At 30.5% G+C, this 15,419-nt stretch carries 12 protein-coding genes; all 12 read left to right on the forward strand.

What is annotated here, in order from left to right:
• The first annotated feature begins 11 nt into the window (after nucleotides 1-11).
• The 12 genes from Lupro_RS06680 (at nucleotide 12) to Lupro_RS06735 (ending at nucleotide 15,394) form a co-directional block, all read left to right on the forward strand.
• Nucleotides 12-3,851: an efflux RND transporter permease subunit gene (locus Lupro_RS06680; RefSeq protein WP_068207686.1), complete on the forward strand. Its 3,840-nt coding sequence runs from the start codon at nucleotides 12-14 to the stop codon at nucleotides 3,849-3,851.
• Nucleotides 3,852-3,873: 22 nt separating this feature from the next.
• Nucleotides 3,874-5,109, forward strand: coding sequence for a TolC family protein (locus Lupro_RS06685; protein WP_158499555.1), 1,236 nt, complete (start codon nucleotides 3,874-3,876; stop codon nucleotides 5,107-5,109).
• A gap of 10 nt (nucleotides 5,110-5,119) precedes the next feature.
• A complete protein-coding gene (locus Lupro_RS06690; protein WP_144439114.1) occupies nucleotides 5,120-6,943 on the forward strand; it encodes an efflux RND transporter periplasmic adaptor subunit in 1,824 nt (607 codons plus the stop codon).
• Between the two features lie 21 nt (nucleotides 6,944-6,964).
• Complete coding sequence (locus Lupro_RS06695) at nucleotides 6,965-7,534, forward strand: DUF3347 domain-containing protein (RefSeq protein WP_068207696.1); 570 nt, start codon at nucleotides 6,965-6,967, stop codon at nucleotides 7,532-7,534.
• A gap of 61 nt (nucleotides 7,535-7,595) precedes the next feature.
• The gene (locus Lupro_RS06700) at nucleotides 7,596-7,916 is read left to right on the forward strand and encodes a P-II family nitrogen regulator (protein WP_068207699.1); all 321 of its coding nucleotides are present in this window, start codon (nucleotides 7,596-7,598) and stop codon (nucleotides 7,914-7,916) included.
• A gap of 17 nt (nucleotides 7,917-7,933) precedes the next feature.
• Complete coding sequence (locus tag Lupro_RS06705; RefSeq protein ID WP_144439115.1) at nucleotides 7,934-8,515, forward strand: AraC family transcriptional regulator; 582 nt, start codon at nucleotides 7,934-7,936, stop codon at nucleotides 8,513-8,515.
• Between the two features lie 106 nt (nucleotides 8,516-8,621).
• Nucleotides 8,622-9,065, forward strand: coding sequence for a hypothetical protein (locus Lupro_RS13365; protein WP_068207707.1), 444 nt, complete (start codon nucleotides 8,622-8,624; stop codon nucleotides 9,063-9,065).
• A 133-nt stretch (nucleotides 9,066-9,198) separates the two neighbouring features.
• Entirely contained in the window at nucleotides 9,199-9,624 is a 426-nt protein-coding gene (locus tag Lupro_RS06715) for a hypothetical protein (RefSeq protein ID WP_068207710.1), read from the forward strand.
• 65 nt (nucleotides 9,625-9,689) lie between these two features.
• Entirely contained in the window at nucleotides 9,690-11,021 is a 1,332-nt protein-coding gene (locus tag Lupro_RS06720) for an NAD(P)/FAD-dependent oxidoreductase (RefSeq protein ID WP_068207713.1), read from the forward strand.
• Entirely contained in the window at nucleotides 11,022-11,825 is an 804-nt protein-coding gene (locus Lupro_RS06725) for an AlbA family DNA-binding domain-containing protein (protein WP_082703873.1), read from the forward strand.
• 121 nt (nucleotides 11,826-11,946) lie between these two features.
• Nucleotides 11,947-12,540 (forward strand): hypothetical protein, encoded by a 594-nt coding sequence (locus Lupro_RS06730; protein WP_068207719.1) that lies wholly within the window; start codon nucleotides 11,947-11,949, stop codon nucleotides 12,538-12,540.
• 100 nt (nucleotides 12,541-12,640) lie between these two features.
• Nucleotides 12,641-15,394: a heavy metal translocating P-type ATPase gene (locus Lupro_RS06735; RefSeq protein ID WP_068207722.1), complete on the forward strand. Its 2,754-nt coding sequence runs from the start codon at nucleotides 12,641-12,643 to the stop codon at nucleotides 15,392-15,394.
• Nucleotides 15,395-15,419: the final 25 nt, after the last annotated feature.

Genomic DNA, 15,419 nt, shown 5'->3' on the forward strand with positions numbered 1-15,419 from the left:
TCAAATGCTATATGCTTAATAAAATAATTCGCTATTTTCTTGAAAACAAGTTAATAACATTTATGTTGCTTGCTACCTTTATTATAGGTGGTATTGTAACAGCCCCTTTTAATTGGGAAACTTCATTAATTGAACGAAATCCGGTTCCTGTAGATGCCATTCCTGATATTGGCGAAAACCAACAAATTGTTTTTACAGAGTGGATGGGGCAATCACCTCAAGATATTGAAGATCAAATTACCTACCCTTTAACAACTGCCTTACTAGGTATTCCTGGTGTAAAAACAATTAGAAGTAATTCTATCTTTGGTTTATCTAGTATTTACATTATTTTTAATGATGATGTAGATTTTTACTGGAGTAGAACACGAATACTAGAAAAATTAAATTCTTTACCACCAGGAACTGTACCTAACGAAGTAAAACCTGCTTTAGGCCCAGATGCAACTGCGTTAGGACAAGTGTATTGGTACACGTTAGAAGGTAGAGATCCTAAAACAGGAAAACCAACAGGTGGTTGGGATCCTCAAGAACTAAGAACTATCCAAGATTTTTATGTTCGTTATTATTTAACCGCTACTAGCGGTGTTTCAGAAGTTGCTTCTATTGGTGGATTTATAAAAGAGTATCAGATCGAAATTGATCCTAATGCTATGAAAGCCAACAATGTTGATGTAAATATGATAATGAATGCTGTTAAAAACAGCAATTTAGATATTGGCGCACGTACCATAGAATTTAATAAAGTTGAATACCTTGTTCGCGGATTGGGATACATAAAAAACCTTTCTGATTTAGAAGAAAGTGTAGTTACCGTTAGAGACAATGTTCCTATACGTTTAAAAGACGTTGCCAAAATACAGTTTGGCCCTGCTACAAGAAGAGGTGGGCTTGATAAAAGTGGTGTAGAAGCCGTTGGTGGTGTTGTAGTAGCTCGTTACGGTGCAAATCCACAAGAAGTAATTCATAAATTAAAAGATAAAATTGCTGAAGTTGCTCCTGGGCTACCTTCCAAAACATTGGCTGACGGAACGGTTTCAAAAGTGACTATTGTTCCTTTTTATGATAGATCAGGATTAATTCAAGAAACATTAGGGACTTTAGAATCCTCCTTATCGCATGAAATTCTCATTAGTATTTTGGTCGTATTAATTTTGGTTTTCAATTTAAGAGCTTCGGTTTTAATTTCAAGTTTATTACCAATTGGTGTATTAATGACATTTATATTAATGAAATATTTTAATGTTGATGCAAACATTGTTGCACTTTCTGGTATTGCCATAGCAATTGGTGTTATGGTCGATGTGGGGATTGTATTTACTGAAAATATAGTTCGACATCTCGAAATGCCAGAAAATGAAGGAGCAAGAGGTAAAAAATTATTGCAAATTATTTATGAAGCCACCATTGAAGTTGCTTCTGCAATTATTACCGCATTAGCTACAACAGTTATAAGTTTTTTACCTGTGTTTGCCATGCAAGCTTCCGAAGGAAAGCTATTCAGACCTTTAGCATTTACCAAAACATTTGCGCTAATATCTTCTTTATTTATTGGGATTATGTTTATTCCAGCCATTGCACATGTATTATTTTCAATAAGATTAGATAAAAAACGCTCTTCAAGAATATTTAATTCTATGTTGATAGGTTTAGGATTTGCACTTTTAATTATATATGGAAGTATAATGTCTTTAGCTTTAGTAGCATTTGGAGTTAATAATTTACTAACACAAGTTGCTAAAAGAAGCTTATTTAACAACAAAATTAAACTTCCTTATTCAACCAAAGTTGCTAATATTATTAATATTATCATCACTATCTTTATTGTCGTTTACTTTTTAACTATAGAGTGGATGCCTCTAGGAGCTTCCAATTCGCTACTGGTCAACTTCATATTTGTTATTATTGTAATTGGTGTTGTACTTGGTTTATTAATGAGCATTGTTCATTTTTACAAACCTATATTAATGTGGTGTTTGGATAATAAATGGAAGTTTTTATCCCTTCCAATTATTATAGTTTTCTTCGGAGTTACTATTTGGATGGGTTTTTCAACCGTATTCGGATTTATGCCTAATTTCACCAAAGACAATGTAGCTTGGAAAAGTATGGAGAAAACCTTTCCAGGATTGGGTAATGAGTTTATGCCTGCTTTAGATGAAGGTTCATTTTTATTAATGCCAACTACAATGCCTCATTCTGGTATTACAGAAAATATGGAGGTAATAGCAACCATTAACAAGCATATGAATTCTATCCCTGAAATAGCTACTTCTGTAGGTAAATGGGGACGTGTAAATTCTGCTTTAGATCCAGCACCAACTTCAATGTACGAAAATACCATCAATTATATTCCTGAATTTATTTTGGATGAAGACGGAAGAAGGGTTCGTTTTAAAGTAAATGATGATAAAGCCTTCGTTTTAAAAGATGGTTCTACCTATAAATACGGCAAAGATAAATTCAGAAAGATTACTAAAGAGCAATTAACTAAAGATGAAGACGGTGAATATTTTAGACAGTGGCGTCAAAAAATAAAAAAAGCAGATGATATATGGAAAGAGATTGTAAAACATTCTAAATTTCCAGGTCTAACATCTGCTCCTAAATTACAACCTATTCAAACACGTTTAATCATGTTGGCTACAGGAATGAGGGCTCCTATGGGAATTAAAGTATTTGGACCAACACTAGAAGCCATTGAAAAAGTAGGTTTTGAATTAGAAAACTTATTAAAAGAAGTTCCTAGTATAAACCCTTCAACAGTTTTTGCTGACAGAGTTGTTGGAAAACCATATCTAGAAATTAAGCTAAACCGTCAAGCGATGTCTCGCTATGGATTAACTGTAAAAGATATGCAAACACAATTATCCGTCGCTGTGGGTGGAAAACAATTAACTACCACTGTTGAAGGAAGAGAGCGTTTTCCTGTTCGTGTACGTTATGCCCGTGAGTATAGAGACAACCCTGATGATTTAAAGAAAATTTTAATCCCTACACCTGCAGGTGTCCAAATAGAATTGGGTGAATTAGCTTCCATTGAGTACGTACGTGGCCCTCAAGTTATTAAAAGTGAAGATACCTTTTTAACAGGTTATGTAATTTTTGATATGAAAGAAGGAAATGCAGAAACAAATGTTGTTGAAGCTGCTCAAAAACTAATAAAAGATAAAATTGATTCAGGAGAATTTAAATTACCTGATGGTGTTACTTATAGGTTTACAGGTAATTATGAAAATCAAGTTCGAGCTTCCAAACGCTTATTAATTGTAGTACCTATTTCATTAATGCTAATTTTATTAATATTATACTTCCAATTTAAATCGTTAACTCCAGCATTAATGGTGTTTAGTGGGATATTTGTAGCATTTTCGGGAGGGTTTATCATGATTTGGTTATACGGTCAAGGATGGTTTTTAAACTTCAGTTTTGCAGACGTCCATATGCGAGATCTCTTTCAGCTCCATAGCATAAACCTAAGTGTCGCCGTTTGGGTTGGTTTTATAGCCCTCTTTGGTATTGCAACCGATGATGGTGTAATTATGGGAACATACCTAACACAGGTTTTTGAGAAAGAAAAACCCACCACAATTAAAGAAATTAGAACTTCTGTTTTACACGCAGGATCTAAAAGAGTACGCCCTGCAATGATGACCGCAGCAACAGCAATTATAGCCCTAATTCCTGTATTAACAGCCACAGGAAAAGGAGCAGATGTGGTTATACCTATGGCAATTCCATCATTTGGTGGTATGTTGTTACAAGTAATGACCATGTTTGTGGTTCCTGTATTATACAGTATGTGGAAAGAGCATAAATTTAAAAAAGAATTAAAAAAATCACAAGCTTAAATTTAAAAACATGAACGTAAAAATGTATAAAATAATTTTCTTTAGTTGGTTGTTGCTACTAAGTATTAACACTTTTAGTCAAACAACTCTAGAAAATTATCTGAAAATTGCAGCTGAGAATAATCCTGAATTAAAAGCAACATTCAGTGAATATATGGCTGCTATGGAAAAAGTACCTCAAGTAGGTGCTTTACCAGACCCACAAGTTGCTTTTGGTTATTTTATTGAGCCTGTTGAAACACGTGTTGGCCCACAAAAATGGAAATTTAATCTTGCGCAAAGTTTTCCTTGGTTTGGCTTATTAGCCGCTAAAGAAAATGTAGCAACTGAAATGGCAAATGCGAAATTTGAAAAATTTGAAAATACAAAGTCAAATCTTTTCTTTGAAGTAAAAACAGCTTATTTTAATTACTATTTTATTGAAAAAGCTATTGAAATTACAAAAAAAAATATGGAAATTCTTCAGGTTTTCAAACGGCTATCTTTAGTTAAAATTGAAGCTGGAAAAGCATCAATTGTTGATGAATTACGTGTTGAGTTAGAATTGAATGATTTAGAAAATCAGTTAGCGCTATTTGTTGATACAAGAAATACTATTCAAACTAATTTTAATAATTTATTAGCAAGAGAAGTTTCAAATAGCATTGAAATACCAGATACTTTATGGCAAGATGAATTACCATTTGACAAATTAAATATGCTAGATGAAATTTATGCAAACAACCACCAATTAAAAAGCATCAATCATAGATTAAATGCTTTTATAAATCAGGAAGTTGTTGCTAAAAAAGAAGGATTGCCTAAATTTAATATAGGATTAAATTATACGGTAGTTGAAAAAAATCCTTCTTCAACAGCAATTGATAATGGTAAAGATGCCTTTTTATTCCCTTCAATAGGTGTTAAAATACCTATTTTTCGTAAGAAATACAAAGCATTAATTAAAGAAGCTAAATTTTTACAAGAAGCTGAAAGCTTTAAAAAAGAAGACAAAAAGAATGTATTAAGTACTGTTTTTTCATCTTCTTATAAAAATTTTAGTGATGGAGACAGACGTATAGCTTTAAACAAAAAACAATCACAAATAGCAAAAAAAGTATTAGACGTATTAATTATTTCGTATTCAACAAATGCAAAAGATTTTGAAGAAGTTTTAAGAATTGAACGTCAGCTATTAAAATATGAATTGGCTTACCAACAAGCCTTAATAGACAAAAATGCGGCTATAGCATTTATGCAATATTTAATTGGAAAATAAAATCAATAGTATGAAAAAATATAAAAATTATATTATAGGAGCCGGTATTTTAATTATCGGAATTATTTTAGGAAACGTGTTTTCTGGAAATGACAATACAAAAACTTCACACAGTGAAGAGGAACATAATTATGTTCAAGATCCAGTAACTAAATTATGGACTTGCTCAATGCACCCACAAATAAGAATGGAAAAACCAGGAAAATGCCCTATTTGTGGAATGACTCTAATTCCTGTAGATAATAGTAGCTCTTCTGAAGAAAAAATTGGGGATAATGAAATTGTTCTAACAGCTGAAGCTATTGAATTGGCAAATATTCAAACTTCAATTGTTGAAAGAGCAAGTGCAACTAAAGAAATTCGCTTATTAGGTAGAGTAAAACCTGATGAAAGACGTTTATTTTCACAGGTGTCTCATATTCCAGGTAGAATTGAACGCTTATATGTAAACTTTACAGGTGAAAAAGTATATAGAGGACAAAAAATAGTACGAATTTATTCTCCAGATTTAATCTCAGCACAAAAAGAATTATTTGAAGCCATTAGATCTCGAGATATTTACCCTCAATTATATACAGCAGCTCGTAATAAATTAAAATTATGGAAACTCTCTGACAGTCAAATTGATGCTATTGAAAAATCTAAAAAAGTACAAGAACAAATAGATATTTTATCTGATTACACAGGCTATGTTATGAAACGTAATGTTGAACTTGGAGACTATATTACTGAAGGAAGCTCTTTATTTGACATTGCAGATTTAAATAGCGTATGGGTTATGTTTGAAGCTTATGAGGCCGATATTCCTTGGATACAAGTTGGCAATATAGTAGATTTTACAATTAATGCAATTCCTGGGAAAAACTTCAAAGGCAAAGTTACCTATATAGACCCTTTTGTTTCGTCAAGTACTAGAGTTGCTAAAGTACGTGTTGAACTTAAAAACCCTGGTAATAAATTATTACCTGAAATGTATGCTAATGGTATTATTAAAGCCAAATTAACCAATATTAAAAATGCTATTATAATTCCAAAATCAGCAGTACTTTGGACTGGTAAAAGAGCGGTGGTTTATGTTAAAGTACCACACGAAAAAACAATTTCATTTGTTTATAGAGAAATTATTTTAGGTCAAGATATGGGTAATTTCTACATTGTAGCAAAAGGGTTAAAAGAAGGTGAAGTTGTGGCTACAAACGGTGTATTTAGAATTGATGCCTCTGCTCAATTAATTGGCCAAAAAAGTATGATGAACCCTACAGGTTCTAAAGGCAATACAGGAGGTATGGCTGGAATGGATATGGGTGGTGATAAAAAAGAGAAAGAGACCAAAACAGAGATGAACGATGCAGAAATGAAGAAAATGGTTATGATTGATAAATCTAAAATTGACCCAAAATTTAAAAGTCAGCTAGGAGAAGTTGTAGATGCGTACATTCATTTAAAAGATTTACTTTTTGATGGTGATTTTGCAGAAGCAAAAATGCAATCAAAAAATGTTGAAAAAGCCTTAAATAATGTAGACATGTTAGTGCTTTTAGGAGATGCTCATAATGAATGGATGAAAGATTTGAAAAAAATGAATTTACAAGTAACTTCAATTATGAATGCTAAAGATATTAAAAATCAAAGAATCTCTTTTGCTAAATTAGGACCAGAACTAGGAAAATCAATTGAAAAATTCGGCTTTAAAAATTCAAATAAACCTCTTTATTTAGAATACTGTTCTATGAAAGATGTGTACTGGTTAAGTTACGATAAAACTATTAAAAATCCATTCTATGGAGACGAAATGCCAACGTGTGGAGAAGTTACAAAAGAGTACAAAAATTAAACAATTAAAAACATAAATAACATGAACAAATTAAATTTTAAAACTGTTTTAATAATTGCAATTACTCTAAGTATATCAATAACAACTTTTGGTCAGCAAAAACACGACCATAGCACAATGAACATGAACCACAAAAAAGGGATGATGAAGGGTGAAATGATGCAGCAAAAAATGGGTGAAACACAATTTACTGATGCAAACTTAAATAAAGCTTATATGCATTATATAATGATTAATAAAGCATTGGTTAAATCTCAACCAAAAAAAGCACAAATGATGTCTAAAATGCTTGTTGATATTTTAAATAATTATGGAAAAGCATCCGAATCTTTAGTTGCTGCAACTAAATTAGCTGAAAATGATAATTTAGAAAACCAACGTAAAATATTTGCAGAGTTAACCATTTCAATGGAACCTCTTTTTAAAGATAACATTACAAAAGGTAAAGTTTACAAAAACTTTTGTCCAATGGCAAATGGTAGCGGCGCTTACTGGTTTTCAAATTCAGAAAATATTGTAAACCCTTATATGGGTGCAGAAAGCTCAATGTCAAGTTGTGGCAGTGTAAAAGAAACATTTAAATCTATATAAAATACTTTGGGCTATTTTGAATTGTAAATCAATTCAAAATAGCCCCTAAATAAGTAAAATCATGAAAGAAATTAAAGCATTTATTCGACCTGAAAGATTAAATTTAGTTGCTAAAAACCTAAAAAAAGAACAGTATTGTTGTTTTACAGTTTTTCAAGGCGAAGGTGTTGGAGACTACACCGATCCTAAAACTGAATTTCCGAGCCTAAACTTCCCTTTTTTACATAATAAAGTAATAAAAATAGAAATAGTTTGTAATAAAGATGATGTAGATAAAATTATCAATGTTATAAAAACACATGCAAGAACAGGAGACAAAGGAGATGGGTTGATATATGTAAGTAATGTTGAAAGTAAAACACGAATTAGAGACGGAAAATAATTAAAAAACTTTCTATTTTGAAAACTTTAAAACTCATAGAATTACGTATCAAAGGAATGGTTTGCGATCGCTGTATTAGTGCAGTAAAAACTGAATTAACAAGTTTAGGAGCACAAGTTGTTGAAATAAAATTAGGGAAAGTTGTAATAAAAGACCCTAAACATAAAATTACTTTGCAAAGTATTGAAAATGCATTAATGAAACATGATTTTGAGTTAATTATTGATGATGATACTAAAATTATTGAAGCTATAAAAGCTGTTTTAGTTGAAATCATAAGTGATCTTCCTATAGAAATGACAACAAATTTATCAGCTACTTTAGCTCATAAATTGCAAAAAGATTATACTTATTTAAGTAAATTATTTTCCAATACACTTGAAATTACCATTGAGAAATATTTCATATTACTGAAAATTGAAAAAACCAAAGAATTGATTCAAACTGGGCAATTAAATTTTACCCAAATATCATACGATTTAGGATACAGTAGTGTTAATTATTTATCAAACCAATTTAAACAAATAACAGGTATGAGCATGAGTGCTTACAAAAAGCTATCTAACTGGAATAGAAAGCCTTTAGATAAAATTTTATAGATATCAACCATAATACTATATAAATAAAAGAAGGCTTAAAAGTACCTTTACTAAGTAATAATAAATTAAAATAATAATAATAATAATAATTTAAAACAAAATAATCATGAAAAAAATAGCATTTATTTTAACAATTGTAGGGCTAATAAGTTTAAACGGAAATAGTCAAAATATGGATACTATGAAAAAAACGGATATGCAACAACAAAGCATGTCTAAAGCAATGGAACAAAATCCCGATATGAAGGATAAAATGATGAGCGCAATGATAGAAAACGAAACAATGCGTAACAAAATACATATGATGATGATGAAGGATGAAGGAATGATGAAAATGATGATGAAAAGTGATGGAATGAAACATATGGAATCTAAAGAAGGAATGATGAAAATGATGAATGCTAATCCAGAGATGAAAAATAAAATGATGAAAATGATGATGAAAAACCCTGAAATGTTAGCTAAAATGAATGTAATGATGAAGAACCCTGAAATGATGAAAAATATGAAAGAAAAGAAAATGGATCACAATATGAAACATAAACATTAAAACATTTTAAAGACCTGCTTTTAAGAAAAGAGAGTGTAACCCCATATTAATAAATGATTTTGATTATTTCACTCTTGAAAAACACGCTCTTTTCTTTTGCAGGCACTAATTATTAATTTTAAGAAAAACATTTATGAAACGAAAGAAATATTTATTAGGAATCTCTGTCCTTGTTTTAAGTATAATTTTAAGTAGCTGTACAACTACTAATCAAAAAAAACAAGACAGTAAAGCAACAACAACTATTCAAAAAGAAAAAGTTGTTGCTACAAAAAAAGGAGCGAAACTAAAATCTAGTGAGGTTTGTTATGTAAATAATGCATTTATGAGAGCTGAACAAATTCCTGTTATGGTGGAAGGTAAAATATATTACGGATGCTGTGAAGGTTGTGTAGATAAACTAAAAAACAATTTAGAAGGTGTAAGATACAGCACTGACCCGCTAACAGGTGAAAAAGTTGATAAAGCTACTGCCTATATTGTTTTAAAACCAAATAGCAATAGTGATGTTCTTTATTTTGCTTCTGAAAAAAATTATAATGAGTTTGTAAAACTCTAATACAAAATTGTTTGTTGATTTTTGATTTGAATTTTAATTCAGTAAAACTGCTAAAACATAACACAATGAAAAATGATTGTACATCTAATGTTTATGAAGACATAGAATGCCGTTCATCAGAAACCATTTGTTTACCAAAAACAACCCTAAAAAGGCTGGTAGTTATTGGAGGTGGTTTTGCTGGGTTAGAATTAGTCAAAAAATTAAAAAACAAACCTATTCAAGTAGTATTAATTGATAAAAATAATTTTCATCAATTTCAACCTTTATTATATCAAGTTGCAACAAGTGGTTTAGAGCCTGACAGCATTGCATTCCCATTAAGAAAACAGCTAGCAGGTTATAAAAATGTTAATTTTAGGCTTACAGAGGTATTACAAATTAAACCAAAAGAAAATACTATCTATACTACTAAAGGTAAAATAACCTACGATTATTTAGTATTAGCAACAGGTACAGCTACCAATTTTTTCGGATTAAAATCTGTTCAAAAAAATGGTCTTGGATTAAAAGACATTCGTGACTCTTTGAATATACGTCATATGATGCTGCAAAACCTTGAGCAAGCAACCATAACCTGTAATGAAAAAGAAAAGAAAGCTCTAACCAATTTTGTAATTGTTGGTGGTGGCCCTGCCGGAATAGAAATGGCTGGTGCATTGGCTGAATTTTGTAAATATATTATCCCAAAAGATTACCCTGAATTCTCAGCATCAATAATGAAAATTTATTTGATTGAAGCCTCTAATAAAATTTTAGGAGTAATGTCTAATAATGCCTCTTCTCAATCACTAAAATACCTAAAAGATTTAAATGTAAATGTTTTAATAAATGAATCGGTTATTGATTATGATGGTACCCTTGTTAAAACTAAAAGTGGGAAAGAAATACAGGCTAAAAATTTAATTTGGGCTGCTGGTGTAAAAGGGCAATTTCCTGAAGGGCTTGATCAAAATAATATTGTTAGAGGTAATCGTTTAAAAGTAAATGAAAACCTATTGGTTGAAGGGTTTGATAATATTTATGCTATAGGTGATGTATCAGCAATGATAACAGAAAAAACACCTAAAGGGCATCCTCAAGTAGCACAACCAGCCATTCAACAAGGAAAATATTTGGCAGATAGTTTTCTCAGGGCTCTAAAAAATAAGCAACCAAAACCTTTTAAATATAGTGATAAAGGTTCTTTAGCAACAATAGGTAAACGTAGAGCTGTAGCTGACATAGGAAAACTTAAATTTTCTGGGTATTTAGCTTGGTTATTATGGTCTTTTGTTCATTTAATGTCTATAAGTGGTTTTAAAAACAAACTGCTTGTTGGATTAAATTGGACAATAAGTTATTTCTCATACGATAAAAGTAACAGGTTAATTATTAGAAAATTTAAAAAGAATTAAATGCTAACTTATACCTTCTTTTTTAATAAGCTAGTTGACAAAAAAACAGTCATTCTTCATGCCATTATGGGTGTAATTATTTTCTATTTTATATTCCACCCTTTAACAATGGTTGTGTATTGGTATGAATTTAATTCTGAACCATTAACATTTACATCTTTCTTTAATGTTCTAAATCATAGAATAGAGCATTCTTTTTCTTATAGGATGCTAGATATGTCATTTATTTTTATGTTAATGGGAGGAATTACAGGTTTAATTTTTGGATTGTATAAATTAAATAACAAAAAATTAAACAAGCATATTCAGTTGTTAAATAATGATTTATTAAAATTAATTAATCAAGGAGAAAGTCAATTTGTTGAGTTAAAATCATCTGTTAGATATGATTTTAAACAACAAACAACCAATCTTGATTTAGAAGTTATAATTGCTAAAACCATTGTTGGTTTTATGAATGCTAAAGGTGGAAAATTAATTATTGGCGTAAATGATGATGGAGAAATATTAGGTTTAGAAAAAGATTTTAAAACTCTAAAACAACAAAATACTGATGGTTTTGAACAAAAAATCTATGAAATAATTTCAAAATATATAGGCAAAGAGTTTTGTTTTTATTGTACTGTATATTTTCATCAATTAGCTAAAAAAACTATTTGTGTTGTAGCAATAGATAAAGTTGCCGAACCCGTTTATTTATCAAAAGGTAAAGATACCATATTTTATATAAGAACTGGAAACTCTACTAAACCTTTAACTATAAAAGAGGCTTTTCATTATATTAAAATGGAAAAGGAAGCATAAATTTATTAAATTTTGAACGAACATACTTATGGCTTTAAAAAATAAAATAATTAGTACTCTGTTACTTTTTGTACTGTTGTTCAAATTTGAACTGTACTCACAGAGCCTTAAAGGAATGTTAATGTACCAAATAGAGAATAAACAGTTTAAAAAAACAAATTTTGATAAAAACCATAAAATAGTAGATTATCAATATATTAAAGTTGGAAATATTGTTAAAAACAATAATGGATTCTCTTTAGAAATAAACATGAAAAAATTTGATAAAAAAGGCAATTTAAAAAAGGAAGAAACCTCTAAATATAGTTGCAACACAAAAGAAGGAGGCGTTTTTATGGGTATCATCCCTTTTATAAACAAACCTTCTAAAAAAATTAATATTAATGTATTGAGTAAAAATTCTTTATATCCCAGTAATTTTCAAGAAATAAATGTACTTGATGATTATAAAATTATAGCTACCTATAAAACAGGGTTTTTAGGTGTTACATCCATTACTGATATGAACTATATAAATCGAAATATTAAAAAAACTGATGACAACACATATACTATTTTAGGTGAAATTGATATAAAAATAGAGGTAGCTGGTGTTAACATTTCAAATATTAGCTACAAATCAGAAGAAAAAATAGATACATTAAAAGGTATTGTATTTCAAAAATTTGTTGAAAATTCTGGTTCCTATTTTACAATACAACTTATAAATGAGTAATTATCAAAAAATTATAGTTAATAACCAATAAACCGTAACTTAATTTTATACGTATTTTATACGTTTGGTAGCAATTAAAATAATCAAATAAATTTTTATTATGAAACATACATATAAGGTAACCGGAATGACTTGCGTTGGTTGTGAAACAGATGTAAAAAGTGCTTTAAGTAATTTGAAAGAAATAACAGCCGTACATGTTAATCTAAATAAAGAAGAAGTCACGGTAGAAATGACTACACATGTTTCTATAGAAAAACTCCAGCAAACCCTTTTGTTGGCAGGATTACACTATACCATTAGTTTACCGAATACAACTTCTCAAAAAGAAGAAAAAGAGAGCAATATAATCAACAAAAAAGGCATATACGCTTGCCCTATGCACTGTGAAGGAGATAAAACTTATGATGAGTCGGGGAAATGTCCTGTTTGTGGTATGTTTTTAAAAGAAGTTTCAACTAAATATACTTGTCCTATGCACCCAGAAGTGCTAAGTGATAAACCTGGAACTTGCCCTAAATGCAAAATGAATTTAGTTCCTAAAAATGTGAAAGACAATAAACCAAACGCTCAACACCATAATCATAAATCAACCTCTCACACACATAATCATAATCATGAAAAATCAGATTCTGGTGTTTATTATTGCCCTATGCGCTGTGAAGATGATAAAACTTACAGCGAACCTGGTAGTTGCCCAAAATGCGGTATGGATTTAATTGAGCAACCTAAACTGGTTGTAGATTCAAAATACACGTGTCCAATGCATCCTGAAATTATTAAAGATGCTCCTGGTAATTGCCCTATTTGCGGAATGGATTTAATCCCTATGGAACCAGATGAAAGTGAAGAATTAAAAACCTACAATAAATTGGCTAAAAAAATGAAATTAGCCACCGTACTTTCTGTTCCTGTTTTGCTCATTTCTTTGGCAATGTACTTGCCAAAAAATCCTTTACTATTAATAATGCCTCAATATTATTGGGATTGGGTACAATTTCTATTAACAATTCCTGTAGTATTTGTGGCTTGTTGGATGTTTTTTGAACGCGCTTGGAAATCTATTATCACTTGGAATTTAAATATGTTTACCCTAGTAGGAATTGGAACTGGTGCCGCTTTTTTATTCAGTATTGTTGGATTATTTTTCCCTGATGTTTTCCCTCAAGAATTTAAAGGAGAAACAGGTGATGTTAGTTTATACTTTGAGGCTACAGCAGTTATTTTAACATTGGTATTACTAGGCCAGCTGTTAGAAGCTAGAGCACACAGCCAAACCAGTGGTGCAATTAAAGAATTACTAAAATTAGCGCCTTCTGAAGCCACACTAGTTATTGATGGTGAAGATAAGGTGGTTTCTATTCACAATATTAAAGCAGGTGATTTACTACGAGTAAAACCAGGAGAAAAGATTCCTGTTGACGGAGTTATTGTTGAAGGAAAAAGTAGTATTGATGAATCTATGATTACCGGTGAACCTATTCCTGTTGATAAAACAATTGATGACAAAGTAAGCTCTGGAACTATAAATGGTACGCAGTCTTTTATTATGAAAGCTGAACGTGTTGGTTCAGAAACACTGTTATCTCAAATTATTCAAATGGTTAGTGATGCAAGTAGATCAAGAGCTCCTATCCAAAAATTAGCAGATACTATTTCAAAATATTTTGTTCCAATTGTTGTTGTTATTTCTATCATAACCTTCATTGTTTGGTTTAATTTTGGACCAAATCCAGCAATGGTTTATGCCTTTGTAAATGCTGTAGCGGTATTGATTATCGCTTGCCCTTGTGCATTAGGCTTGGCAACACCAATGTCTGTAATGGTTGGTGTTGGTAAAGGTGCTCAAAATGGTATTTTAATTAAAAATGCCGAAGCCTTAGAGGCAATGAATAAAGTTAATGTGCTAATAACAGATAAAACAGGAACACTAACTGAAGGAAAACCATCAGTAGAAAGTGTTTATGCCCTTAATGGAGATTCAAAAGACGTATTACAACAAATTGCCTCTTTAAATCAGTATAGTGAACATCCTTTAGCACAAGCTGTTGTGCTCTATGCGAAAGAAAATAACACAAAACTTATTAAAGTGAACGATTTTGAAGCTGTTGCAGGAATGGGTGTTATAGGTACTGTTTCTAAAAACAAAGTAGCTCTTGGAAACAAAAAACTAATGCTTCAAACAAATACAGAAATACCAAAAGAATTAGAAACCAAAATTATTACCGAACAAAAATTAGGTAAAACCGTATCTTTTATTGCTGTAAATAAAAAAGCTATTGGTTACGTAAGTATTTCTGACGCCATAAAAGAAACCAGTAAAAAAGCAATAAAAGCTCTAATGGATAAAGGCGTTGAAGTAATTATGTTAACAGGTGATAATGAAAATACTGCAAAAGCTGTCGCCAACGAATTACATTTAAGTAATTTTAAAGCAGGCTGTTTACCTGAAGATAAATTAAATATCATAAAAGAATTACAAGCTAAAGGAAAAATTGTTGCAATGGCAGGAGATGGAATTAACGATGCACCTGCTTTGGCACAAGCAAATGTGGGTATTGCCATGGGAACTGGTACTGATGTTGCTATTGAAAGTTCAGAAATAACGTTGGTAAAAGGTGATTTACAAGGTATAGTAAAAGCAAAAAATTTAAGCCATCAAGTAATGAAAAATATTAAACAAAATTTATTTTTCTCATTTGCTTATAATATATTAGGGGTTCCAATTGCTGCAGGCGTATTATTTCCTGTGTTTGGAATTTTATTATCACCTATAATTGCTGCCTTGGCTATGAGTTTTAGCTCTGTTTCGGTAATAGCAAATTCACTTAGGTTAAGAAGTGCAAAAATTTAAATAATCAATAATAACTATTAAAAAT

This window comes from Lutibacter profundi (assembly GCF_001543325.1).
Taxonomy (GTDB): domain Bacteria; phylum Bacteroidota; class Bacteroidia; order Flavobacteriales; family Flavobacteriaceae; genus Lutibacter; species Lutibacter profundi.